The organism is Alkaliphilus crotonatoxidans, from assembly GCF_054658015.1.
Genome location: NZ_BAAHXS010000003.1, coordinates 248,501 through 274,741 on the forward strand (window position 1 = coordinate 248,501; position 26,241 = coordinate 274,741).

Below are 26,241 nucleotides of genomic sequence, written 5' to 3' on the forward strand. Positions count from 1 at the left end.
TAAAGGGTTATAATTGAAAAATTATAATATAGCTTGCTTAAAAAAAATAAACAATTAGGAGGAATTTAAAATGAAATATGATGCATTAGGAATGATTGAAACAAAGGGATTAGTTGGTTCCATCGAGGCAGCAGATGCCATGGTGAAGGCTGCAAATGTTTATTTAATTGGTAAGGAGTATGTTGGCGGCGGTCTTGTAACGGTCATGGTAAGAGGTGATGTAGGGGCCGTAAAGGCGGCCACCGATGCCGGTGCAGCAGCAGCACAACGTGTCGGGGAATTGGTTTCAGTCCATGTGATTCCTCGTCCCCACTCAGAAGTAGAAGTGATCCTTCCATCAGCCAAAGAAGCTGCAAAATAATTTATTTAAATAAATCCCCTGGATATTTAATTCTAAAATCCAGGGGATTTGTTTTTATAATAAAAAATTGCCAGCTGTGTTCTGTCCCTTAAATTTAGCTTTTCTAAAATGGTACTCAGGCTATTTCTAACGGTTCCTTCGCTTAAGTATAGCTGATTGGCTATTTCTCTATTATTGAGGCCCTCTGCCACCCTTTGAATGATGTCCAGCTCCTTATCAGATATACCAAAGGAAGAAAAATCTAACAGCCCCTTTGTACTTAGTAAATGGGGGATTTTATTGATAATATTGTCGCCATAAACATTTTGCCCGCTATATACGGCCCGCAAAGAGGGTACGATGCTTTCAAAGTTTTGCTTAATAATATAGCCCTTGGCCCCCAGCCTGAGGGCTTTAATAATGTATTCATCATCTGAAAAGGTTGTTAGAAAGAGGATTTTGGCATGTTGATCCTCCTTCAAAATAGCCTCTGCTGCCTCCAGCCCGGTCATGGTATCCATCCGAATATCCATTAAGAGAACATCTGGGGTCAGGCTGGTGAAAAGGGAAATGGCTTCTCTGCCGTTATGGCCCGTACCCACAACAGAGATATCCGGTTCCACCTCTAAAATTGTTTTAAGGGAGGCACAAACCAATTTATCATCATCTACTACAGCCACCCGCATATTCCCTACTCCCTTCTAATTCCGTTGATTTTTCTGAATGGAAATAAATATTCTGAAGCCTTTATTGGTACTAATATGAATCGTCCCCCCCATAGAGGCAACCCGGTCGGTCATATTTTTAATCCCGATTCCACTTTCTGTATGATAGCTGGAGCCTGTTCCATTATCCTGTACAATCAACTGATACAGGGCCGGATGCTCATAGATTTTCACAGAGGCCTCGGTGGCATTGGAATGTCTGCTGATATTAGACAGGGCCTCCTTGATAACTGCTATAAAGCAGTATTTAATGCTCTTTTCCGGATTAGAGGCTACATCATAGTCAAATGTAACAGGGCAAAACTGAAAGGCGGCTATGAGTTTTTGTACCTCTATATATAAATCGATGGATTCCTCGTACAAATTATGAACATTGGCCCGTATACTGTTCATGGCCTCTGCCAGGGTATCTTTAATCATTTTTAAATCATTCTTGGTCTGTAGGTCTTGATTGGTGGCCAAAAGGGCACCCACCTGGAGTATTGACCTTGAAAGCAAATGCCCCACATTGTCGTGTATGTCCCGGGCAATTCGATTTCGTTCCGACAATGTCGCCAGGTTAACCTCATCATCCTGCCTTTCTATAAGCTCCTTATTTTGCCGCTCAAGCTGCATTGAAATTTCCTTGGCATTATCACGAAGTACATGGTAATCATGCTCTAGTCCTTCAATGGAGGCGGTTCGATGCCTTAACAGCCAGACGACGAAAAGTAAGGCTGCAATTAACCAATTATGGAGCCCGTGATTTTGAATGAAGTCAACGAGTAAGGGAAGCAGGGCCACCCCCCAAAGTCCATTGATCCTGTGTAGAACGATATCATAGCAAATCAGGGGGAGAAAAAATAAAAATGGGGGTTTTAGGATACATATAATTAAAAATACGGCAAATAACCCTATTCTTACTCTCTCCTGCTGAAAATAGCCTAAAAGGGCACTGAGGCTGATGGAAACTAAAACGGGTACAATTAAGTATTGATTATCAATATAAAGCAGGTAGACCATCAAAGATACGGCTAAAATAATGAATTTATCAGTTAATGTTTTCATTCTACACCAAACCCTTGCTTTAATAGAAACCTGTTTACAATAAATTCTAGCATGTTAAAGGAGGCTTCTCAAGAAAAATATTACATTTGTCATGGTTCATCAGGAGCTTATTCACTAACAATCCGGGAAGCAATATATTATCATTAGTATATGGAGGGATAAATAGATTATTGTGAAATTTTTTAGGAAAATGGAGGCGTGCCCTATGGTAATAAAGGTTAATAATCTTGTTAAGCGATATGATGAACTGATCGCACTGGATCATTTAAATTTAGAGGTACAGGAGGGTGAAATCTTTGGTCTTTTAGGCCCCAATGGCTCTGGAAAAACCACTGCCATCAATTGTATTTTATCCCTTTTAAAATATGATAAGGGAACCATCGAAATCTATGGCAGGCCCATGTCGCCGGATGCCAACGAAATTAAAGAAAAAATAGGCATTATTATGCAAAATGTGGCGGTCTTTGAAGAGCTAAATGTATATGAAAACATTGACTATTTCTGCGGCTTGTATATTTCAGATAAAAAGAGACGACGACAGCTGGTGGAGGAGGCAATAGAATTTGTTGGTCTCAAGGACTTTAGAAAATTTCATCCAAAAAAGCTGAGCGGTGGTTTGCTTCGTAGATTAAATATAGCCTGTGGCATTGCCCACAAGCCAAGGCTGATTATTTTAGACGAGCCCACTGTTGCCGTTGACCCCCAGAGCCGTAACAATATATTGGAGGGCATACAAAAACTCAATCGAGAGGGGGCCACCATTGTCTACACTTCCCATTATATGGAGGAGGTAGAGGAAATTTGTACAAGAATTGCCATTATGGATAAGGGAAAGATTATTGCCACAGGAACCAATGATGAACTGAAGGGCATGATCAATTCCGGTGAAAGGCTTACCATTGAAATATTAAAATTGGATCAGGAGCTCCTGGAGGCAGTCAGAGGCCTGCCCAATATTCTTTCGGCTGAATATAACGGCAATTTGCTGGTGGCCAAGTCAAGCAAGGGAAAAAATAATCTGTCCGTTCTACTGGACTATTTAAAGACAAAAAATATTCCTGTGGGAAAAATTTATTCAGAACCCCCGACACTGAATGACGTATTTCTTGAGATAACCGGAAAAGAGCTAAGGGACTAGAGGGGAGAGGTAGCATGTTTTTTCATAATTATCGATATCGATTAAAGTGTATTGTCCGGGATCGGCAGATCCTGTTCTGGACGCTGTTATTTCCGATTCTGTTGTCTACACTTTTTTATCTGGCCTTTTCAAACATTGCCAATGCTGGTCATTTTACCAATATTAAAATTGCAATTGTCGATAATGAGGAATATCGAAATCATACCAGCTTCATTAAGGCTATTGAATCAGTTTCGGGCCCGGAAAATGGTGAAGATAGGCAGCCTTTATTTGATGTTCAATATGTGACCCTGAAGGAAGCTGAAGGCTTGCTGATGGATAATAAAATTGAAGGCTATTTATATTTAGATAATGGCATAAATCTGTTTGTAAAGGAAACAGGTATTAATCAAACGATTATAAAGGGCTTTCTGGATGACTTTAAGCAAACCACCGCTACGGTTACGACGATTCTCAAGCAAAATCCTAATCAAGACCAGAGCAGCCTGATAATGGATATTTCCAATAGACAGGATTTTCTGAAGGAGGTTCCCTTGGGCAAAGCTGACCCCGACAATACCTTAATTTACTTCTACGCCTCAATTGCCATGGCTTGTCTGTATGGCAGCTTTTGGGGCCTGAAGGAGGTGGCAGACATACAGGCAAATCAAACCTGCCAGGGAGCCCGAATTAGTATGACCCCCGTTCATAAGCTAAAGCTCTTTGGCGCTTCAATGTTGGCAGCCACCACGGTTCAGTTTGGCATTATTTTGGTTTTCCTAAGCTATTTAGCCCTAGTATTAAAGGTTAGCCTGGGAAATCAATTGGGCTATATCCTGCTGACCTGTGGGGTTGGAACCATTACCGGTGTTACCTTTGGAACCTGCCTTGGCGCCATTATTAAAAAAAGCGAAGGAATTAAAATTGGTATTTTGGTGGTATTTACTAATATTATGTCCTTTCTTGCCGGGATGATGTCTGATAAAATAAAATACATCGTCAGCACCAAGGCTCCTGTTTTAGCCTATCTTAACCCGATAAATTTGATTGCCGACAGCTTCTATTCCCTGTATTACTATGATAGCCATACAAGATTTTATTTAAATATTGTGCTGCTTTGGGGTTTTGCAGGGATCTTTAGTATGATCACCTACCTGGTTTTAAGGAGGCAGAAATATGACAGTTTATAAGGCCTTTTTTAAAGTGATATATAAAAATATAACTCAAATGCTGATTTATATCGTTGTCTTTTTATCCTTGGCCATGGCCATGGCCAACACCAATACCATATCGGTAGATACAGACTTTACAAAGACCAAGGTGAATTTGGCCTATATCAATGATGATACCGACTCATGGCTGGCCCGGGGATTAAGGGACTACATCGGTGAAAATGCCAACATCGTCACACTCTCAGGGGACCTACAAAGCCTACAGGATGCTTTGTTTTTCCGAGAAGTTGAATATATTGTAAGGGTGCCTGAGGGCTTTACTAAGGCCTTTTTAACAGATCAAGGGCCTCAGCTGGAAAAAAGTACAATACCGTCATCAGCCAGTGAAATCTATATTGACAGTCTGATCAACAAGTACCTGAATACAGTTAAAACCTATACTGACCATACAACCAATTTAACAGAAGAAGAACTGCTAAAGCTGGTACAAAATGATCTGGCAGAGGAAGTGGAGGTGACAATGAGCCACCCCATGGCAGAGGTTAATAAAAATCAAAAACGAGTCTACTATTTTAACTACATGTCCTATGCATTGTTTGCTGTGCTGATTTTAGGGGTTTGTACGGTCATGATGGTTTTTAATCAAACAGACTTAAAAAGGCGAAATTTATGCTCCCCCTTGGGGCTTAAAAATATGAATTTTCAAATGATATTAGGGAATATCAGCTATGCAGTTCTTGCCTGGCTTGTTATGATCTTACCTAGCTTTTTCCTTTACGGCAGCTTTATGCTGACTCCGAGGGGGCTGTTGTTTTTATTAAATTCCCTGGTCTTTACTTTAACGGCATTAAGCATTAGCTTTTTACTGGGAAATGTAATCAGAGGTAAAAATGCCATGTCGGCAGCCGCCAATGTGTTTGCTCTAGGAACCAGCTTTATCAGCGGTGTCTTTGTGCCCCAGGCCCTTCTGGGAAAGGGAGTGCTGAAAATCGCCAGCTTTACACCAAATTATTGGTATGTTAAATCGAATCATATGATTGCAGCCTTAGAAAATTATCATATGGAAAGCCTGAGGCCACTATTTACAAATATGCTCATTATGATTGGATTTACTGTGGCAGTTCTATCGGTATCTATCATGGTGATTAAACAGAGGCAAGTGGAAAATTAGACCATAATATTTACCCCTGGCTTTTAATAGCTTTACTGCCGGTGCAGGGAGGAATGTTGATTTTTCAAATCCTATAGCTGTAAAAAAACGATAACTGCGTTGTAGATAAGTAGGGCTTTGAATTTGACTAGAAAAGAACCATCATCATATAATTAAACTAAGCGAAGGTTTTAAATAAGAAAGGGAGAATAGAGAAATGGATCATTAGATGCTTTTAATTAATGCTAAAAATAAACAGAGGTGAGAAGATTTTGGATACCGTAGAGAATATATTAATAGCAGTAAAAAATCGATTAAAGGATATTAAAGGAGTAGAAGGAATCGTGCTGGGGGGCTCAAGGGCCAGGGGAACCCATCGACCGGATTCCGACATTGATATTGGCATTTATTATGACGAATCTGTTGGAATTGACATAAAGGAACTGAATGATGCCGCTTCAGAGCTTGATGATGAGCGTCGGAGCAATATAATTGTCCCCCCGGGGGCCTGGGGAGAATGGATCAATGGTGGAGGATGGCTTGTGATCGAGGGAAACCATGTGGATTTTATTTTGCGGGATATAAAGAGGGTAGAAGGGGTAATTCAGGACTGTAGCCAGGGAAAAATTACTGCCCATTATCATACTGGCCATCCCCATGCCTATATCAATGCCATGTACATGGGGGAGCTTTCTATCAGTAGAATTTTATATGATGCCAAAGGACAGCTTCTACAAATGCAAGGAAAAACAAAATCATATCCCCCAAAAATGAAGAAAGCAGTTATCGACTATTTCATGTTTGAAGCAGGCTTTTCCCATATGTTTGCGGCAGATAATGGGGGAAAGGATGACCTGTATTATGTTGCAGGCCATGTGGTTCGGTCTGTATCCTGCTTAAATCAGGTTATTTTCGCCCTCAATGAACAATATTGCATTAATGAAAAAAAGGCTGTAAAGATGATTGATTCCTTCCATCTAAAACCCGTTGACTATAAGGCAAGAATAGATCGGTTGTTTATCAATCTTCCTGAAAAAACGGGTGAGGCCTGTGAAGAATTAGCGGAGCTGATTCATGAGGTACAATCAATGATTGATGAAAATTGAAATAAAAAATGATTGTATTTTGGCCCTGGAGGGTTCCATAAGCATAATAGCTTCTGACAGGTAATTATGCTATAATATTTTTAAATACAAGTCTGGGAATACAATATCAAAATTGTATAGTTATTTTATACTAAGGATGATGAGAATGAACTACTTAGAGGCCTTTACGTTTCCCAATGAGGATATGGAATTTGGTTTTTTTATGGAGATCAAAAGAACATGCTATGATTCCTTTTATCCATTTAAAATATTATCAAGGCATGGTTTTGAACGAATAGATTTTGAGCCTGTGACAATTTTATATGGTGGAAATGGGTCGGGAAAATCCACTGCTTTAAATGTCATTGCTGAAAAGATAGGAATCAAACGGGACTCCATCTTTAATAAGTCAAATTTTTATGCTGACTATGTTAGCCTATGTCAAATGGAGCTGGTAAAAGAGCTTCCCGAAAGCAGTAGAATTATCACCAGCGATGATGTATTTGATTATATGCTAAATATCCGCCATATGAACGAAGGAGTTGATCATAAAAGGGAAACCTTGTTTGAAGAATATTTGAATGCTAAATATGCAAGCTTCACCATGAGGTCTTTAGCGGATTATGAGGAGCTAAAAAGGGCAAATCAGGCAAAAAGCAAGACCCAATCCCGCTATGTGAGAAATCGATTGATGGATAATGTAAGGGAATATTCCAATGGAGAAAGTGCTTTTTTATATTTTACTGAAAAAATCGGTGAGGATGGGCTTTATATATTAGATGAGCCAGAGAACAGCCTTTCCCCAAGACGTCAACTGGAGTTGATGGAGTTGATTAAGGATGCCATACGTTATTTTGACTGTCAATTCATTATTTCCACCCATTCCCCCTTTCTACTGGCAATGGATGGGGCTAAAATATATGACCTGGATGAAAATCCTGTAGATGTAAAGCATTGGACAAGGCTGGAAAATGTACGTACCTATTATGAGTTTTTTAAAAAATATGATGAAGAATTTAGCATTTACTGACAATAGTAGGCTTTTTTAAAATTGTCGTCGACCTCCAATAGCGTAAAAAACCCTGGAGATCGACGACAATTTATTTTTTTGACAAAAGCCCATCGATTCAATGGTTTGAAATTAAAACAACAGTTTTGATGTTAAGATAATGTTCAAAAACTTCGATTTTGACATAATATAGTAGATGTGATAATATCAATATATGTAATGGGTTTTAGAAGTACCTATGAGGATTTGAAACCTGTCCTTTTACTGTCCTCTCTGTCCTGTATGTGAGGGTTTTAGAAGTACCTATGAGGATTTGAAACTATCGCATATGCCAGAGCACAAAAGCTACTTAGAACCCGTTTTAGAAGTACCTATGAGGATTTGAAACCATAAAAAAAGACCCGGAGACTAGCCCCGGGATTCGTTTTAGAAGTACCTATGAGGATTTGAAACTATATATCAATGTTGGCTATATTAGGCTGGCTGCTGTCAGTTTTAGAAGTACCTATGAGGATTTGAAACTCTGTCATATCTTTTTCAGAAATCCATTTAGTAGTATGTTTTAGAAGTACCTATGAGGATTTGAAACGAGGGATTTGTTGAAATATTCGACAATGACGACGATGTTTTAGAAGTACCTATGAGGATTTGAAACCGTTTTCTTGTATTGCTGTTTCCAAAAAACTAGAAAGCGTTTTAGAAGTACCTATGAGGATTTGAAACTATATAAGTAAGACACATCACAAAATTCATGCGAAGGAGTTTTAGAAGTACCTATGAGGATTTGAAACAATGCTATGCACATTCAAACGTTCTTGACGAACATCGTTTTAGAAGTACCTATGAGGATTTGAAACAGCAAGGTAGTGCAAATGCTTGGTTGCAAGAGGCTGAGTTTTAGAAGTACCTATGAGGATTTAAATAAGAAATAGTATTGCTTTGACCTAAAAAGTTGAAAGCGCTATATTTGTTTCTCCTGTATCATCTCAAAGAAGGTGATTTTTTTTGCGTTTGTTGGAATTGATGAAATTTTTTTGTTTTAGACTCCTAATATGACGTACCGAATGTAAAAAACATTCTAATACAGAATTTACATTCAGGAGGTGCCCCCAACATACAAATTACCTAGTCGGTATTTTAAGTTATTCAGTATGGCCCAATTATAGGGATATAGCAAGAAAGGATAAAGATTATTGATAACAAATTCTTAATAGCGTATAATAATGAAAAGTAATGCTGCTTAGAATAAAATAATGCCATTTAATGGTGGTCACAGGAGGGAGCTGCAATGCTGTTACAGCAATTGGTCTATTTTGTAGAAGTAGCAGAGCAAGGGAGTATTAATAAAGCAGCAGAAAAGCTACTGCTGACACAGCCCAATTTAAGCAAAGCCATCATGAATTTAGAGGCAGAGCTGGGAATTCAGATTTTTCATCGAAATAATAAAGGCGTGATCCTGACGGATGATGGGAAAAAGCTTTATCAATACTCTCGTACCATCCTAAATCAAATGAACCTCATCACCAATATTTCTGCCAAGGATGCCTCCCGTGTCCTTTCAATTTCTTCTTATCCCATTATTACTATGTCCAAGTTATTAAGCAATTTTTATATGAAGTATAAGGAAGCAGATATTATCTTTAATCTGACCGAGGGACGACTTCAAGAGGTGATAGAGCAGGTGGAAAGCGGAGAATCAGAGGTTGGTTTTATCATGAGTAACCATGCTCAAAGCAGAGAGCTTAAACATATGCTTAATTACAAAAATTTAGAGCTCAATATGATTGGTAAAGATACCTGGTATTTGAATGTAGGGCCATATAGTCCCTTCTATCATCGGAAAGAAGTGGCAATGGAAGAATTAAAAGCCTATCCATGTGTTCGATTACCCGATGATTATTTCTCCCATCTTAGCTTTTATTTGGAAATTGATGGAATCAAGTTAACAGAGCTGAAGCGGGTTGTATACGTTAATAATGGAGCTTCGATTATTAATTTGCTGCAAAACACAGATGTATATCGCTTTGGGCCTTTACTCAGTGCACCAGATTATAAACGGTATGGAATTCATACCATCCCTATCAAAAATTGCAATCTACAGATAAATGTCGGATGGATACGAAGAAAAAAAGAAATTTTGAGCAAAGAAGCAGAAGCTTTTGTGACCATGCTTCAAACTTTATATCCCATTTCTCATGAATATTAACCTTAAGAACACATCCAAAGCTGGATGTGTTCTTTCAGTTTTAGGTAAAGTGAATATAATATCTTGGAATTTCAATAATTGTGTTATCAATGAGAGTTATAACTGAGATATAAAAAATATAGCTTAGACAGCAAAAAAATCCTTTGCTATAGTTAAATCAAATGTACAAGGTGTCCGGGCCATTTGTGCAATCGTTGTCAAATATGTAAAACATTCTTTCGGTGTTAATTAACTCAGAAGGTAATTCATCATTGGACAGGACGAGTGTTAAGCCCACCGATATAAAAGTCTGAAAGGAGACAGATTATGGAGACCGCTTTAAGGGAGATTGAGCTATATATAGAAAAAAATCGTGCTGAAATGTTGAAGCTATGGGAAGAGATTGTAAATACAGAGAGTGGTTCCTCTCAAATTGAAGGGGTTAATCAGGTGGGAAGCATCTTGGCAAGGGAAATGAAAAAGGTAGGAATGGAGGTAAGGGTGGTTCCAATGGAAAGGGCAGGAAACCTGCTAATTGGAGAATGGAATCAACAGAGTACAAAAGCCCCTATACTATTTATTGGGCATATGGATACAGTCTTTAAGGAGGGTGTCGTCAAAGAAAACCCTTTCCGAATTGACGACCAGGGCCATGCCCACGGGCCTGGAGTATTGGATATGAAAGGTGGATTGGTTATTGCCCTGTATGCTATAAAAGCACTGAAGGCAGCCGGTTATCGAGATCGGCCCATCAAATGTATCTTTGCTGGTGATGAAGAGGTAATGCATAAGGATTCTAACACAGATGAAATTATGGCCTTAGAATCTCGAGGAGCGATTGCAGCATTCAATTTTGAAACCGGTTATCTGGATGATGGATTGGTGGTAGGGCGAAAAGGCGGAGGAATCATCTCAATTACCGTAAAAGGTGTGGCAGTCCATTCTGGTATTGCACCTGAGAAGGGACGCAGTGCTGTGTTAGAGGCAGCCCATAAAATCATTGCATTAGAGCAACAAAATGATATCCCCCGTGGAAAATTAATCAATTGTGGTATGGTGAGGGGTGGAATTGGTGAAAACACCATACCCGGAGAGTGTGTCATTAACATCGGGTTCCGTTTCCCCACAATGGCCATTAAAGAAGAAATTATGGCTGCCATAGAAGAAACTGTGAATCATAGCTATGTAGAGGGAACAGAAGTCCATTATGAAGTGAAGATGTCCATTGACTGTATGGAAACCACAGAGGGTGTGATGAAATTGTTTGAGCATGTAAAGAAATCGGCGGTTGATTGTGGCTATGGAGCAGTGCATCCCATATCTATTGGTGGTATTTCTGATTCATCCATCACAGTGGTCAACGGAGTTCCTACGGTTTGCGGTATGGGGTGCCGGGGCAATGGGAATCACACAGATCAGGAATATGCCCTGGTAGAATCGTTATTTCAGCGGTGTCTTTTGGCGGCTACAGCGGTATATAAATTGGACTGGCAGGATGATGAGGAGGTATAGTACATGAAACAGGAAAAGGGTCAAAATCATCAGCAGAATGAAGGAGGAGAAAATAAGTCTAAAGTAGGACTGGGTGCCTGGATATCTTTAATATTTTTGATCATTATTTTGTCTGGGGCATTTCGTACCAGTGACAGCGTCTTAAAAGTCTTGGATTTTACAAATCTTAGCGGTAACTTTGGAACTATTGGCGATACTGGGGCAAATTTCATCGGTAAGGGGGGGACTGGTGCTAAAGATGGATTCATGGCAGGTCTGAATTTAATTCCTGCAGTAATGTTCTTTTGCGGCCTCCTGGGAGTATTTGAGCAATTGGGTGCCTTTAAAGCATCAGATATTCTCTTTAGACCTTTGCTCAGGCCTCTGCTAGGAATTCCGGGAAAGGCAGGAGTGGCCTTTATCAGCAGCTTTACGGGTTCAGACGTTGCTGCTGTCATGACGAATGATCTGGTGGAGTCAGGAGAAATGGAGGATGATGAACGTACTGTTTTCGTTGCATATCAATATGCTGGTTCTGCCTGCATAAATAATACTATTACTGGAGGGGCACCTCTATTGCTGATCAGTCCCATCGCCCTGGGGCCAGTAATTCTTGTACAGGTTATATGCAAATTGATTGGTGCAAACATTGTTCGTATTATTCTAAAATTCAACAGAAAAAAAGCGAAGGGGGAAGTGTAAAATGGAACAGGGTACTAATTTATCAAATGGAGTGGCCAAAAAGGCGCCGAAGCCTTCCATTGTCGATACCTTTCTAAAGGGATGTGCCCGGGGCTTTAAGGTGGGAATTGAAAACATTACCCCTGCAATGATTTTAGGCTACACCCTGGTATATATTTTAAGGGAAACAGGGCTCATGGATATACTTGGTGTTGTTTTTTCTCCAGTGATGGGTGTATTCGGCTTGCCTGGGGAGGCCTTTGCAGTATTGGTTTCCGCTTTCTTCGCCAAGGCATCTGGATGTGCTACTGCTGCCACCATGTATGCCGATGGAATATTAACCCTGGGTCAGGCCACCATGCTGCTACCCGCCTGTATTCTGATGGGAACCTTAATCGGCCATTATGCTAGAATCGTACTTGTTGCGAATACCAATAAGAAATGGCATGGATTACTGATTGCCATTCCCCTAGTCGATGCTGCAATTTCATTGGTTATAATGCGAATCATTTTAACCGCTATGGGGGTTGCATAGAAAAATCCCAGGAAAGAGGGGAAGCTCAATGAAGCGACAATTAGGTATAGATTTACAGCGAGCAGGAATGTTGATTATTGTCATCGTGATGATACTGGATCGATTTGTATTTTCCATTCATACAAAATTTATTTTATTCTGTGCTGTCCTATCTGCTACGTTACTAATTTGGGGAATTCAGATCATAAAAAGGGAAGAAGCAAAATCTTTAGGTCTTTTTCCTTTGATAAAGCAGGAGGAAAGAGAATAAAAGCTCCTAGGGTATAACCCTCTGCACCATAACATAATGCTTGAGGCATTATTATATTAATTAGCAAAGCATTATCGTATCAATGTTGTTGGTTTGCTTAGAATATCTAAATCGGATATGTCATTAACAATTACCTGAGTGTTTTTACTGAATATATTGATGGAATTCTATCCTATGTGCACTTAAATAATAATAAGTAAAAAAGAGTTCAATTTAAGCCCGGTCATCTGACCGGGTTTAATATTTTTTTGGTATTGCTTAATAAAATTTTACAGTAATACAAAAATTAAGCAGGAATTTGCGGAATTATCTAGAAATTTGTTGATTATAAACAGTATAAAAGTCCTACTAACTAACAAAGGTGTGAAACTATGCTCTTAAAAATCAAGCTTGAAAATGTTCAAAATGGGCCGATTGTATTGCCCATCGACTACAATCATATCGTACAGGGGTGCATCTATGAAAGTATAGATCAAGACCTCTCAAAATTCCTCCATGACGAGGGTTATAAGCATCATGCCCGTTCCTTTAAAATGTTTACCTTCTCACGATTATTAGGAGAATATCGACTGGACAAAAAAAATGGAAAAATACATTTTAATGGCCCGGTTGAGCTGTGGATTGCTTCCCCGGTGGAGGGCTTCTTCAATGCTCTGTCCCAAACCTTTTTAATCGGTAAAACCATTCGACTGGGAACGAACAATCTCAGGCTCACATCCCTAGAGGGGGGCGCAGTGAATCTGACCACCGACAGTCCCATAGTGGAAACACTGTCACCCATTGTCGTCTATAGTACCTTTTTGAGACCAGACAACCGAAAGTATACCTGTTATTTTCAGCCAGGGGATACCGACTATAATCGCTTAATTACAGAAAATCTGCAGAAAAAATACCAATCCTTTTATCAACAGGCACCTCCAGAAGGTCTTATTACCGTTAGGCCTCTATCTAACTGTAGACAGGTGACTGTCACCTATAAAAATATTATTATCAAGGGTTATACAGGAAAATTAAAGCTTTCAGGTCCCAGTGACTTAATAAAAATAGGTTTAGAGGGGGGGTATGGATCAAAGAATGCCCAGGGCTTTGGACTTATACGGGTTTTAGAAAGATGACATTCTATGCATCAAATTAAATAAATTTTGAATAGAAGGGAGGAAAAACATGAATGTCAATCAAGTAACAGCAAAAATAGGACAGGCCTTTGCATCAGAGCAAAGTGTTTTAGATCCACTCATTAAACAACCGAAGATCAAACTAAAGGATGGTGAAGCTGGATATATCGTTAAGCTGAGCTTCGATATGACAAAGGAAGAAATTACATTTACCCTGCAGGATCGTTGGTTAGAAGAATATGCCAGGGAGTACAACTATTTCGGTAATAATGCTGCTGCTGGATTTCAGTACTACATTGTTCGCGAGGTTAATAGCCTTCATTATTTATTAAGCGCAGCCTTTAGTGATTTATTTCTGATCTTGCAGAAGCACGGTTTGCAGAATGGGCAACTGGGAACATTCCTGCAGGCATTAGCTGATAAGGGTTTTCTTCAGTTGGCTGAGAAGAAGGGGCAGGGAAGGATTAACCTCAATAAATTTACAGGGCTACTTGATGGTCAGGTTCGATTGGTTGATAAAAAGATTCAGCTGAATGACAAGGAATACGGACATGAGACCTTTGTAAAGGCTATGCTGGGAGAAGAAAAAATGAAAGAGAAAATTGCCCTGGTTGTGCCTGAAATAATCGATGGAAATGGAAATTCCCATATTTTTTCCCAGTTAAAAGACTATGAGGTAGTGGTGATCAAGGAAAATAATCTGGGGATTTCAGAGGAGAAGGAAAGCTCAAACTCATCTTCTAAACGAATCTGTCATCTATGTGGTAGCTTAAAGGAAGATGTTTCAAGCAGCTACAGTGCTAAATTTAGTCGTAGTGGAATCAATAAAATTTTTACCACTACTACGATCAACAGCTCAGGCTTTAATCAAAAATTTGATCATGACGACCGTTACGGTATCTGTAAAGCTTGCTATAACCATCTGTTATCCGGTGAAAAAATCGTTAGTCAAAATTTTGCTTCGAGGATTGCCAATGAGCCGGTTTTTATTATCCCTGAAGGGTTGATGAAAGACTTTAATTACGATGAGGTTCAAAGGATACAGGAAGAGATAGACCAAGCCTTTAAGCCGAAAGAAGCCTTGAAGTGGTTCCGTGGATTAGATAATGTTCATGGTGATGAGCTGAAGGGCTATAGCATGAACCTAATTTTTTACAGAAGTGACGGTAATTCCTTATCGGTGACAGAAACAATTGAGGACGTGCCAGTCTACCGACTGGTGGAGATTTCGGAAGTAATTGAAAAGGTCAAGGAAGAGGCAGCTCTAAAGGGTGCTGCTGCCGAGTTCTTTAGCCTTGCCAGAATTTATTGGATCGTACCGGTAAGAACCAACAAAAAACGAGAGCAACTGGATATTAAACGGGTTCTCTCCCTATACGACGCCATTCTGTCTGGTTATTCAATTGACGTAAATACGATTTTTCAGTATTTTACTGAGGCCCTTGATAGAGGTACTAAACAACTGGAAAAGGCCCAAATGGATAATTATCAAAACCTGAATCTAATCAAATACAAAAGCTTTGGAGACAGGGGCTTAGATCAATTTGTTAAGGACACTGCCAAGAACTATCTTTTATTATTGAAGACCTTAGAAAGGCTTCATTTAATTCAACCAATTTTTACTGGGGAGGGGTTAGAAACAATGAATAAGCTGGTTACTGCATCTGAAAAGGTCAATCGGGCCTTTGAAGAAATGGAAGAGTACCTGGTACGACAAAAGTTTTCTGATGAGGCAAAGGCCCTGTTTTATTTAGGTGCCATGATCAACAGAGTAGGGATAGCTCAGTATAACAAAGGGCATCGAAAAAAGCCCATTTTAAAGAAAATTCAATTTCAAGGAATGAAAAATCGAGAAATTCAGCGGCTTTATGAGGATGTTTGTGAAAAGCTTATTCAGTATGAAAAAATGGATCTTTTTGCAGAGGCTTTACTCAATCGGCTTCATGAATACTGCGGTAAATCCTTTATGGAGGAGTGGAGCTTGAATGAGCATATTAATGTCTTTTACATTATGTCAGGCTACAGCTACAGCTCAGGCAACTGGGGAAAAATTGGAGAAACGGATAATCTTGAAGGACTAGATTTTGATAAGGAAGAGGAGGCAAAGGAAAATGATCAAGCAGAATAGTGATATTTTATTTGGGTTTCAGGCAACCCTTACCAACCCTAACGGAGACCCAGATCAGGAAAATAAGCCAAGAATGGATTACGAAACAAACACCCTGTTGGTCAGTGATGCCAGAAGAAAACGGGATGTCAGAGATTTTCTAAAGAAAAAGGGGTACCAGATCTTTGTTGATACCATCGGAGAAACCAAGGTGACTATGGATACCATGTTCCTACACATCAAAGACACCTATTTGGGAAGCCCTAATAAAATGGAATCTCTTTTCACTCGAAATCCTCAGCTAAAAAAAGCCTGGAAGGATCTCTTTGGTCAGACAACAGATTATAAAGAGGCTTATCTGGAAAAGCAAAAAAATGCAAAGAAAGAGAAGCTTGAAGCTGCCATTGAAGCCTTTGATAATCAATTTTTGACGGAAATGATTCAAGATGCCCTGATTGACGTTCGGCTTTTCGGCAGTGCCATGGCGGTGAAGGGAATCAGTAAAACCTTTACAGGGCCGGTTCAACTATCCTGGGGCTATTCCCTACACCCTGTGGAACTCCTTAAATCCAACACCATTGTCACCATAATGAATGACGACAATTCCACCTTCGGTAAAAAGCCCAAGGTCTATTACAGCCTGGTGGCCCATTATGGAACCATTAACAAATATAATGCTCAGAAAACCGGAATGACCTTAAAGGATCGAGAGGTATTCCGTAGAGCGCTGGTTCAGGGATTATATGCCAATCAAACGGACAGTAAACAAGGGCAGGAGCCGGCCTTTTATCTGGAACTGGTGTATAAGCCCGAATTTGACGGTTATCTGGGAGACCTGAGAAGATTTATCAAGGCAGATTGCAAAGAAAATAAGGCTATCCGAAGTATTGATGATATTACGGTGGATTTTTCTCAACTTACAGAAGCAATTCAAAAAATCCAGGAAAAAGGATATTTAGATAAAATTGTGGGTTGGGTTCATCCCTACCTATCTGAAGAGAAATTGCTTAACTTTCCAAAGAGTTTATCAGCATACGAAGAGGTTGATTTATGGGCACCCATTGAGATGGAGGGGTAGCCATGAAAGTTGTTTCCTTTAAGCTAATGGGGAAAATGGCCCATTTCAGGAAGATTTATTCTAATTCCTCGGCCCTTTCTTACTTTCTTCCCCCCCGGACTACAATAATGGGGATTTTAGCCGGGCTTATGGGTTATGAGAGAGATAGCTACTATGACTTGTTTAACCGAGAACAATGTAAAATTGCTGTTGCCATTAATCAGCCTATTAAAAAGAACTTACAGACATTAAATTATCTAATGATTAAAAAGATAGCCGACTTTAATGGTTCCCAACCTAACCATAGTCAGACTCCAACTGAACTGATCATTCCTCAAAATATTCGAGAGGGTCAGCTTGAGTACCAAATTTGGGTTTTCCATAAAAACCAGCAGATTATGGAAGGGTTGGAAGCCTTAATGGCCGAAGAAGTATATCTGTCGTCTGGTATCAGTTTGGCTTTAGGTCCCGCATATAATCTTGGATGGATTGAAAGTGCAGGCCTGTATACTGGGGAGATAAAAACAGAAGAAAGGGCAATCCCTATCCATTCCGCAATGCCTATTGAGCAGATTGAAGCGTTGCATTTAGATGAAATGGAGCAAAAATATAAAATCATAAAAGAAGAGGTTCCCCTTGAATTCAATTCAGATCGGCAGATCACCCAGGAGGGAATGGGCTATATGCTTGTCAACTTAAATCCAAGCCCCATCAATGCCATCGTAAAAAAAGAATATGTACAGCTTTCAGATGAAAAAAACATCCTGTGGATGGAATAAAACATAGAGGAAGCATCGAGGCCTTTGCTTCGGTGCTTTTTTCTATGAAGGAGGAAGAAAAATGGAAAAAGTATTAAGAAATCTGGCCCATTTGAATAAAAGAAGCGGAGATGAGCAACTGCTTAAAGAGCATTTACTCAATGTAGGAAGGGCCTGCTGTGACCGGGTTCCTCCAGTGGTGGCCTTTGGAAACATCAGCAATGGGCTTGTTAAAAAATTGGCCTATTTCATAGGGGCTTTTCATGATATAGGGAAATATACGACTTTTTTTCAAGAATATCTGCAGTTCGATAAATCCTCCCCTTACAAGGGGCATGCCCATATATCTGCTCTATACGTGTTTATCATACTTCAGAATCAATTACAGGAGCTGGAGGAAAAAGAACGTCTCAAAATTTTAATGATTGTCTATCTTTGTGTCAAATATCATCACCAGTCTTTTGATTTTAATATGTATGACTTAACTGGTCAGCCTGATGAGAAAGAATGTCAGCTAGTCCAGGTACAATGGGCAAATATGTTAAAAAGAAAGGATTTAATTGCTGCTGAACTAGCTGAGCTGTATGACGACGGTATGGATTTCTGGTTAGAGCAAATCGAAAACGCCAAGAAGCTTTTAAAAGACAATAGAATTTACTATGTAATGAATCAATTTGCTCTGGGAAAATCTCCTAACTCAAAATGGTATTTTTTGTTAATTTATCTTTTTTCTCTGTTAATAGATTCCGACAAGTTGGATTCAGCCAAAATTCCAACCAATACCCCGGTTATGATTTCTCCTGAGCGAGTAGAGGCCTATCTGACAACCAAGCAGAAGGGCCATGCTTTGGTTACAAAAAGAGAAACAGCTCGGGCTTCCATTCTGCATACCGTAAAGGCTTTAACAGAAGAGGAGCTGATGAACATTCGATTCCTCATTTTAACAGCGCCTACAGGGATCGGAAAAACGTTAGCCTCGCTCCAGGCTGTTTTAATACTGCAAAAAAGGCTGGCTAATCTTTATCAATATTCTCCCAGGGTTATTACTGCTATCCCCTTTGTCAATATCATCGAACAGAATAAAGATGAATACTGTCAGGTAATCGGAGATGAAGGCAGGATGATTATTCACCACCGTCTTAACGACTTCTCCAAGTTAAGGCCCAACAAGGGGTTCAGGGATCGACCTAATTATTCTATAAGTCAGGTAGAGGAAGATCGGGTGGAAACGAAGTTAATGGAGGTGGAATCCTGGGAGGGGGATTTTGTCTTAACTACCTTTGTACAGCTTTTCCAATCAATATTTACAGGAAAAAACAGATTGCTAAAAAAGTTTCATCGTTTGGCCGGAAGCATTGTAGTATTGGATGAGGTGCAGGCAATCGATGAGCATTATATGCCTTTGGTGGGGGCTACCCTGAAGAAGCTTAGCGAATACTTGGGAACCCGGTTTGTATTAATGACAGCTACACAGCCAAAAATTATCGATTTCGGTGAGAAGCTTTTAAAGAAAGAAAAAATAGAATACAAAATGCTTCTTCCTGATTACGAAGAATATTTTAAAGCGCTTCATAGAACCAGATTGATTCCCCTGCTGGATCAAAAATTGACTCAGGATGAATTTGTTGATCTCTTCTTTGAAAAATGGCAACAGGATCAATCTGCTTTGGTTGTGGTGAATACAATTAAACGGAGTATTGGTGTTTACGATGAAATTAGAGAACGTTTGAAGGAAATGGGATTAGAGATCCCCGTTTATTACTTATCCACTAATATCATACCCTGGCAACGTAAACAGGTGATTCAAGAAGTTCATGACAAGCTAAGCGGGATGCCTGTTGTTTTAGTATCTACCCAGACCATCGAAGCCGGGGTTGATTTAGATTTTCAAATGGCCTTTCGAGATTTAGCACCCCTCAGTTCAATTATTCAAACCGCCGGTAGGGTTAATCGAGAAGGGAAGAAGGGCAAATATTTGCCTGTTTATCTTGTTAGAATCGCAGCGGAAAATGGACATGAGGATAATAGAATGGTATATGAAATCTTAAACCAGAAGGAAACAGAAGGCCTGGTCAAGTCTCCCATTGAAATCCCTGAAGAAAACTATGGAACACTGGCAGAGGAATTTTATAATGCAGCTTTAAGGCGAGGGATCAGTCAACAGACTCGGGAAGTCTGGGATCATGGGATTTTAAATTTGGATTTTAAAAAGGTGGAGACCTTTAGGCTTATTGATAAAGATAATACAGAGGACGTCTTCGTGGAAATCAATGAAGAGGCCACCCGACTGGCAGATTTGTATGAAAAGGTCTATCTGGACGACTGCATAGAAGAACAAGACTTAATCCCCTTATTTGGGAAAGATCATAAGCTGTCAGGTGCCATTAAGAATCTCGATCAATACGGAAAAAAAGCCTTTATGAAGCTCATTAAATCCAAGATGGCTCAATATATCATTCAAATCAGGGTGCCAAAATTAATAGATAACAGACCGCCAGAGTTCAGTCATCGTCATTTAAGTAAAGATCCTGAAGGGCAAAAAGACCACAGACAAGTGTTTGCAGAAATGTATTGGATTCCCCCAGGGCAAATAGAACAGTATTATGACAAGATTACTGGATTTAAAAGCAAAACAGGGGAGACCTTTGCGTATTAGAGGAGGTGTATTTAATGGAAGAGATTAGGGTAACGGGTACATTGATCTGGTATTACTACATTTGTAAACGGGAGGTCTGGCTGATGAGCAGGCAGCTGGTTCCCGATCAGGAGAATACCAATGTGGAAATTGGACGATTTATGCATGAACAAAGCTATCCAAGGGAAAAGAAAGAAATCTCTCTGGGGAATATTGTTCTAGACGTGGTAAAAAATGAAAAGGGACAATTGATCATTGGTGAGGTAAAAAAGACTTCAAAGTTTAAGGAAAGTGCTCGAATGCAGTTGTTGTTTTACCTGAAGGAATTAAAAAATATGGGAATAGAAGCTGCAGGTTCCTTAATGTTCCCCAAGGAGAAGGAACGGGAGGAAATCGTCCTGACCCCAGAAAAAGAGCAGGAGCTGGAGTCGGCAATCAAAGAAATTCTAAAAATTATGTACCAGTCAAAACCACCGGCTGTCAAAAAAATATCTTATTGTAAAAGCTGTGCTTATAATGAAATTTGTTATGCGTAAGGAGAGGAGGGGGAATATGAAAAAGAATCGATACTTGTTCAGTGATGGGGAGTTAAAGCGGAAGGATAATACCATCTATTTTGATACCGAGGCAGGTAGAAGCTTTATCCCTGTTGAGGATACAAATGATATCTATATTTTTGGAGAAGTCACACTCAATAAAAAATTTCTGGATTTTGTCTCTCAAAAGGAGGTCTGTCTTCACTTTTTCAATTATTATGGATACTATTCAGGGACATTTTATCCCAGAGAGCATTTAAATTCAGGATATATGATACTAAAGCAAGCTGAATTTTATTTGAATGAAATAAAGCGCCTAGAACTGGCAAAGGCCTTTGTAAGGGGAAGCTGTAAAAATATACTTAAAGTCCTGACTTATTATCATCATCGAGAAAAGTCTCTGAATGAAATAATTGAAGTTATTGAAGGATTAGAAGAAAAAATTGATGAAATGCAGGGAGTTTCAGAATTGATGGCCATTGAAGGAAATATTCGGGAGACCTATTATCAATCTTTTGATATAATTTTAAATAATGAAGATTTTATATTTGAAGGCAGAACCAGAAGGCCACCGAAGAATCAGCTAAATGCTTTAATCAGCTTTGGGAACTCTTTGCTTTATCCTTTAATTCTTAGCGAAATCTACAAGACCCATTTAGATCCACGTATTGGCTATCTACACACTACCAATTTTAGAAGATTTACTTTAAACCTGGATATTTCAGAGATATTTAAGCCTATTATGATTGATCGTATTATCTTTACCTTAGTTGGAAAGAAAATGATCACTGTCAAGGATTTTGGGAAAGAAATGGGCGGAATCTATTTAAAGGAAAAGGGAAGAAATACTTTTGTGAAAGCTTTTAATGAGAGGCTTCAGGCAACAATCAATCACAGAGAGCTAGGGAGAAAAGTGTCCTATCAGCGGTTAATACGGATGGAGGCATATAAGCTTCAAAAGCACTTTATGAAAGAAGAAGCCTACGCCCCCTTTATTTCAAGGTGGTAGCCATGTTTGTTATTCTAGTGTATGATGTGAATACAAAGAGAGTCGGGAGAGTTCTGAAAACTTCTAGAAAATATTTAAGTTGGGTACAAAATTCTGTTTTGGAAGGAGATATTTCGGAAGCTAATTTTGTCAAATTAAAGACGGAATTATTGAAAAAGATCGATCCTGATGAAGATTCAATACTCTTCTATGTTTTTCGCTCGAAGGCTTATTCAAAAAGGGAAGAATATGGCGTGAAAAAAGGTGGAGAAGAATTATTTTTATGACATAGAATTTATATAAATCTAACCATAATAATAAAGCAAAGTACATAGAATGTCGTCGACCTCCAATAGCGTAAAAAACCCGGGGGATCGACGACATTTTATTTTTTTATAAGAAATGAGCAATAGCAATGGTTGAGAACAATAAAATAAAATAAACAAGTTTACGTAATATAAAAAGTATCGCTTTGACAAGAAATAGTAAACATGGTATTATCAATAGTGTCAGTTAGTTTAGAAGATACCTATAAGGATTTAAAACAGATATTTCTTTCCCATCTAACCACCTCCTTATATCTGTTTAGAAGATACCTATAAGGATTTAAAACGCAGTTTTTCATATAGATTCAAAATTCCACCTCTCGTTTAGAAGATACCTACAAGGATTTAAAACTTTCTCCCACTCTTTCTTCGCAATACAATAGTTAGCGCTTGTTTAGAAGATACCTATAAGGATTTAAAACTAAGCATTAAAGCAGGATAGCAAATGAAAAAATTGGATGTTTAGAAGATACCTATAAGGATTTAAAACTTGGAACAAAGGCTTGAACAATTACTACAAATTAAGGTTTAGAAGATACCTATAAGGATTTAAAACTCTGTTGTAGGGCCTCACTGTGGCTTCTCAGCCTGTGTAGTTTAGAAGATACCTATAAGGATTTAAAACTAAAAAGGGAGGAATCGAGATGAAATCAACAGGAATCGTTTAGAAGATACCTATAAGGATTTAAAACAGGCCCATAATAGAGGAACTAAAAGCCGAAATAGAGTTTAGAAGATACCTATAAGGATTTAAAACTCTTTGTAGTACTTGCACTTCATAGTTTCAAGCCTCCTGTTTAGAAGATACCTATAAGGATTTAAAACGATATAATACTCCAGATTTTCGGAGAGAGCCACACGTTTAGAAGATACCTATAAGGATTTAAAACGATAACTCTGGAATATCATTAGCTTTTCGTGAGAAAAGTTTAGAAGATACCTATAAGGATTTAAAACCGTACATATGTGAATCCAATACATGCAGGAAAAATTATGTTTAGAAGATACCTATAAGGATTTAAAACTATGAACATTCTTGCCATTGCCAGCAGGCCTCCGAGTTTAGAAGATACCTATAAGGATTTAAAACTCCCTCCTATGCTTCTGGTGTTTCCCCGCCCGGAAACTGTTTAGAAGATACCTATAAGGATTTAAAACTAGCCAATTAGGGGCTTCCTTGGCCCTTCTATATTCCGTTTAGAAGATACCTATAAGGATTTAAAACCCACTACCTGGCTTGGCGGTTTCCGATGGTGAACTCAGTTTAGAAGATACCTATAAGGATTTAAAACAAGCCTTTCGTTTGGCTTTTTAGCTCTGCACCTAGGGTTTAGAAGATACCTATAAGGATTTAAAACACGAAAGCAATTTCCCTTCATATATTTGAAGGGGACTTCGTTTAGAAGATACCTATAAGGATTTAAAACAAGTGATTTTATACTTGCCTGGTACTTTAAATAAAATGTTTAGAAGATACCTATAAGGATTTAAAACAAGTGATTTTATACTTGCCTGGTACTTTAAATAAAATGTTTAGAAGATACCTATAAGGATTTAAAACCTTGTGTGTATAACCAATATAGTCGTCTCGGTCGATAGTTTAGAAGATACCTATAAGGATTTAAAACTACGCAACCTTCCCAACCTTCTTCTCTCACTTGAAACGTTTAGAAGATACCTATAAGGATTTAAAACGTAGTACCGAAGAAAACACACTTTCTAGGGAATTCTGAGTTTAGAAGATACCTATAAGGATTTAAAACGCAGGAGAACTTGGGAGCAATTCGCATATAGCGGAGTTTAGAAGATACCTATAAGGATTTAAAACACTAAAAATAAAAATTGACATACAATTGGCTAAAACGTTTAGAAGATACCTATAAGGATTTAAAACGATCACCTGCTGATCCATCCACTGTCTTGACCTTTGTTTAGAAGATACCTATAAGGATTTAAAACAAATTTCTAAAGCTTTTTTTAAGTTTTCCATATTATTCGTTTAGAAGATACCTATAAGGATTTAAAACTAGGATATACCTAGCATAAGGATTTAAAACGTTCTGTGCTATCACAATTTGTTGTAAATATGATAGGCCGTTTAGAAGATACCTATAAGGATTTAAAACTTTGGAGGGAAATTAAGCTGCAGGCTTTCATCAAAGTTTAGAAGATACCTATAAGGATTTAAAACCTGTCAAGATTGAATTTACTGAAGGGAAAACAGTTGTGTTTAGAAGATACCTATAAGGATTTAAAACCATTACACCATTCTGGGTGCAAGGTGATTCAAAACTTTGTTTAGAAGATACCTATAAGGATTTAAAACATTGTCTTGGTGTCGATTTGAACTTTTGTCCCTTTGTTTAGAAGATACCTATAAGGATTTAAAACTCACCCCGGAATACAGCCATGCCGGTACGGAATTTGAAGTTTAGAAGATACCTATAAGGAATGGAAACTACCCGTATGTCAAGAAGGGAAGAAAAGCAGTACGGTTTAGAAGATACTTAGCGAAAAAGCCGCTAAGATTTTTCCCATGGGTCTAGCAATATTACTGCCTGTGGGTACAGCTCAAAATTAGGGATATTCCCCAATAATAAGTAACCCATTCAGATATGCTGGTAGTATAGCTCAGATTGGTAATTTTGCTTTGAGGTATTAACTCGTAATTACGTGATAGCCAGCTTCAATAAAGGAAGGTAGGTGCTCCCATGGAAAAGAGAAAATATCTGTTAGCTTTATTCCTATTTTTACCCTGGGTAGTTGGAATGACGATAAATTTATTAATCACCTATTCACTAGCGACAAATCATCCTTTGCCTGTAAATGTTGGACAGTGGATTTTATCCCTATGGAAATACGTTGCTGTGATATCTTGGATTTGGGTTGGAAATCAATTTGCCTGTCTTAAGATTGAAGGAAAGAAAGCTTTTCTGTTAGGGAATGGATTATGGGGAATTTCGCTGATGTTATATATCTGGCGGTTTTATCTGACAGATAACGTTAGTATAAGTAATTATTTTGCGGGGTTATCACAGCATTATCCCCTGGGCTTTCTTCCTTGGGCCAGTCTTTTGATTAGAATTTTTAGTGATACGATCTATTCAAACCATGCAATATTGTTGGCATATGGTTTAATGTTAATCGTCTTTGCCTTTGGATATTATAAGCAACCCTTTTCAAGAATTTCAAAAAGATCTTCAGAAGTATACAGGGATTAAAATACCCTTTGACTGATCATAAAATCAATTAGAATATTACAACGAACACGAACAAAATGGCGTTGATAAGGAGGAGTACATACTACTCAAAGCCCAGAGAGAAGATGGTTGGTGCGAATCTTCGTGACAGGAGTATGGAAATAGCCTTTGAGCAGTGAACCGAAAGGATTGAATCTGAGTAGGCTTCAACGGAGATTTCTACCGTTTAAAACGAAAGCAGTATCGGATAATTTCATTAGAGATTACTCCATATTGATTGAGTGCAGACCATTCAATATGAATTTAGGTGGTACCACGGACGTATAGAGTTCGCCCTTAGCTAAACATAGCTTAAGCGGACTTTTTGTTTTCTATGCAAAAGAAATATAATTTTATACAGTGCTGAATCAACAATGCAGCATTTATGGAATATTCGAGCCTGATTTAATGCAAAAACGATAAAAATAGGGTAAACTGTATATAGCAGAGTAAAATTCGTTGCTTGCAGTGATAATAAATTGTCGTCGACCTCCAATAGCGTAAAAAACGCTGAAGATCGACGACAATAATCATTTTTTGTAAAGATTGAAATTTCAAAGAAAAGTAAGATAAAATACTAAAACACTAGTGAAAACTACATAAAATAGCTCTTTGACAGATTTATAAATATATAGTAATATCAATACATACGATGGGTTTTAGAAGTACCTATAAGGATTTAAAACTTCTAGG

The 26,241-nt window shown here is 38.5% G+C and carries 22 protein-coding genes, 3 CRISPR repeat arrays and 1 other annotated feature (1 of these 26 running past the window's edge); of the genes, 20 read left to right on the top strand and 2 right to left on the bottom strand.

The features are described 5' to 3' along the window. Window positions 1-70: 70 nt before the first annotated feature. Complete coding sequence (eutM, locus tag ACYQ1I_RS02155) at window positions 71-361, top strand: ethanolamine utilization microcompartment protein EutM (protein ID WP_216437685.1); 291 nt, start codon at window positions 71-73, stop codon at window positions 359-361. Window positions 362-393: 32 nt separating this feature from the next. On the opposite strand, the gene ACYQ1I_RS02160 is transcribed toward eutM, so the two are convergent. Together ACYQ1I_RS02160 and ACYQ1I_RS02165 are read right to left on the bottom strand one after the other, a co-directional pair. After that, a complete protein-coding gene (locus ACYQ1I_RS02160) occupies window positions 394-1,026 on the bottom strand; it encodes a response regulator transcription factor (RefSeq protein ID WP_459762003.1) in 633 nt (210 codons plus the stop codon). 15 nt (window positions 1,027-1,041) lie between these two features. Then, on the bottom strand, window positions 1,042-2,112 hold the full coding sequence (locus tag ACYQ1I_RS02165) for a sensor histidine kinase (protein ID WP_459762005.1): 1,071 nt from the start codon (window positions 2,110-2,112) through the stop codon (window positions 1,042-1,044). 205 nt (window positions 2,113-2,317) lie between these two features. On the opposite strand from ACYQ1I_RS02165, the gene ACYQ1I_RS02170 reads away from it, so the two are divergent. From ACYQ1I_RS02170 to ACYQ1I_RS02260, 19 genes are all read left to right on the top strand, one after another. Then, window positions 2,318-3,250 carry an ABC transporter ATP-binding protein gene (locus tag ACYQ1I_RS02170; protein ID WP_459762007.1) on the top strand — a complete coding sequence of 311 codons (933 nt, stop codon included), beginning with the start codon at window positions 2,318-2,320 and terminating at the stop codon, window positions 3,248-3,250. Between the two features lie 14 nt (window positions 3,251-3,264). After that, window positions 3,265-4,419 carry an ABC transporter permease gene (locus ACYQ1I_RS02175; protein ID WP_459762009.1) on the top strand — a complete coding sequence of 385 codons (1,155 nt, stop codon included), beginning with the start codon at window positions 3,265-3,267 and terminating at the stop codon, window positions 4,417-4,419. Further along, entirely contained in the window at window positions 4,406-5,572 is a 1,167-nt protein-coding gene (locus ACYQ1I_RS02180) for an ABC transporter permease (protein WP_459762011.1), read from the top strand. The genes ACYQ1I_RS02175 and ACYQ1I_RS02180 overlap by 14 nt, the downstream gene beginning before the upstream one ends. Window positions 5,573-5,793: 221 nt before the next feature. Next, on the top strand, window positions 5,794-6,657 hold the full coding sequence (locus ACYQ1I_RS02185; protein ID WP_459762013.1) for a nucleotidyltransferase domain-containing protein: 864 nt from the start codon (window positions 5,794-5,796) through the stop codon (window positions 6,655-6,657). A gap of 145 nt (window positions 6,658-6,802) precedes the next feature. Further along, complete coding sequence (locus ACYQ1I_RS02190) at window positions 6,803-7,666, top strand: AAA family ATPase (protein WP_459762015.1); 864 nt, start codon at window positions 6,803-6,805, stop codon at window positions 7,664-7,666. A 202-nt stretch (window positions 7,667-7,868) separates the two neighbouring features. Next, window positions 7,869-8,569: direct repeats of the CRISPR family, unit length 30 nt; unit sequence GTTTTAGAAGTACCTATGAGGATTTGAAAC. A gap of 364 nt (window positions 8,570-8,933) precedes the next feature. Then, window positions 8,934-9,851, top strand: a complete 918-nt coding sequence (locus ACYQ1I_RS02195; protein ID WP_459762017.1) for a LysR family transcriptional regulator — start codon at window positions 8,934-8,936, stop codon at window positions 9,849-9,851. A gap of 306 nt (window positions 9,852-10,157) precedes the next feature. Continuing rightward, on the top strand, window positions 10,158-11,342 hold the full coding sequence (locus tag ACYQ1I_RS02200) for a M20 family metallopeptidase (protein ID WP_459762019.1): 1,185 nt from the start codon (window positions 10,158-10,160) through the stop codon (window positions 11,340-11,342). 3 nt (window positions 11,343-11,345) lie between these two features. Next, a complete protein-coding gene (locus ACYQ1I_RS02205; RefSeq protein WP_459762021.1) occupies window positions 11,346-12,023 on the top strand; it encodes a nucleoside recognition domain-containing protein in 678 nt (225 codons plus the stop codon). 1 nt (window position 12,024) lies between these two features. Next, window positions 12,025-12,537 carry a nucleoside recognition domain-containing protein gene (locus ACYQ1I_RS02210; protein ID WP_459762023.1) on the top strand — a complete coding sequence of 171 codons (513 nt, stop codon included), beginning with the start codon at window positions 12,025-12,027 and terminating at the stop codon, window positions 12,535-12,537. Between the two features lie 28 nt (window positions 12,538-12,565). After that, a complete protein-coding gene (locus ACYQ1I_RS02215; protein ID WP_459762025.1) occupies window positions 12,566-12,787 on the top strand; it encodes a hypothetical protein in 222 nt (73 codons plus the stop codon). 371 nt (window positions 12,788-13,158) lie between these two features. Next, a complete protein-coding gene (gene cas6, locus ACYQ1I_RS02220; protein ID WP_459762027.1) occupies window positions 13,159-13,902 on the top strand; it encodes a CRISPR-associated endoribonuclease Cas6 in 744 nt (247 codons plus the stop codon). A gap of 49 nt (window positions 13,903-13,951) precedes the next feature. Next, window positions 13,952-16,030 carry a TM1802 family CRISPR-associated protein gene (locus tag ACYQ1I_RS02225; RefSeq protein WP_459762029.1) on the top strand — a complete coding sequence of 693 codons (2,079 nt, stop codon included), beginning with the start codon at window positions 13,952-13,954 and terminating at the stop codon, window positions 16,028-16,030. Beyond that, complete coding sequence (locus tag ACYQ1I_RS02230; protein WP_459762031.1) at window positions 16,014-17,087, top strand: CRISPR-associated protein; 1,074 nt, start codon at window positions 16,014-16,016, stop codon at window positions 17,085-17,087. Before ACYQ1I_RS02225 ends, ACYQ1I_RS02230 begins: the two co-directional genes overlap by 17 nt. A gap of 2 nt (window positions 17,088-17,089) precedes the next feature. Beyond that, window positions 17,090-17,845: a CRISPR-associated protein Cas5 gene (cas5, locus tag ACYQ1I_RS02235; protein ID WP_459762033.1), complete on the top strand. Its 756-nt coding sequence runs from the start codon at window positions 17,090-17,092 to the stop codon at window positions 17,843-17,845. 61 nt (window positions 17,846-17,906) lie between these two features. Next, window positions 17,907-20,480 (top strand): CRISPR-associated helicase Cas3', encoded by a 2,574-nt coding sequence (gene cas3, locus ACYQ1I_RS02240; protein ID WP_459762035.1) that lies wholly within the window; start codon window positions 17,907-17,909, stop codon window positions 20,478-20,480. A 14-nt stretch (window positions 20,481-20,494) separates the two neighbouring features. Beyond that, entirely contained in the window at window positions 20,495-20,995 is a 501-nt protein-coding gene (gene cas4, locus ACYQ1I_RS02245; protein ID WP_459762037.1) for a CRISPR-associated protein Cas4, read from the top strand. 16 nt (window positions 20,996-21,011) lie between these two features. Further along, window positions 21,012-22,004: a type I-B CRISPR-associated endonuclease Cas1b gene (cas1b, locus tag ACYQ1I_RS02250; protein WP_459762039.1), complete on the top strand. Its 993-nt coding sequence runs from the start codon at window positions 21,012-21,014 to the stop codon at window positions 22,002-22,004. A 2-nt stretch (window positions 22,005-22,006) separates the two neighbouring features. Beyond that, window positions 22,007-22,270, top strand: a complete 264-nt coding sequence (gene cas2, locus ACYQ1I_RS02255; protein WP_459762041.1) for a CRISPR-associated endonuclease Cas2 — start codon at window positions 22,007-22,009, stop codon at window positions 22,268-22,270. A 229-nt stretch (window positions 22,271-22,499) separates the two neighbouring features. Continuing rightward, window positions 22,500-24,768: a CRISPR direct-repeat array (repeat unit 30 nt; unit sequence GTTTAGAAGATACCTATAAGGATTTAAAAC). Window positions 24,769-25,020: 252 nt separating this feature from the next. Beyond that, on the top strand, window positions 25,021-25,530 hold the full coding sequence (locus ACYQ1I_RS02260) for a hypothetical protein (RefSeq protein WP_459762043.1): 510 nt from the start codon (window positions 25,021-25,023) through the stop codon (window positions 25,528-25,530). Window positions 25,531-25,583: 53 nt separating this feature from the next. Then, window positions 25,584-25,850: a binding site (T-box leader), on the top strand. Window positions 25,851-26,204: 354 nt separating this feature from the next. Beyond that, window positions 26,205-26,241: direct repeats of the CRISPR family, unit length 30 nt; unit sequence GTTTTAGAAGTACCTATAAGGATTTAAAAC (it continues 328 nt past the right edge of the window).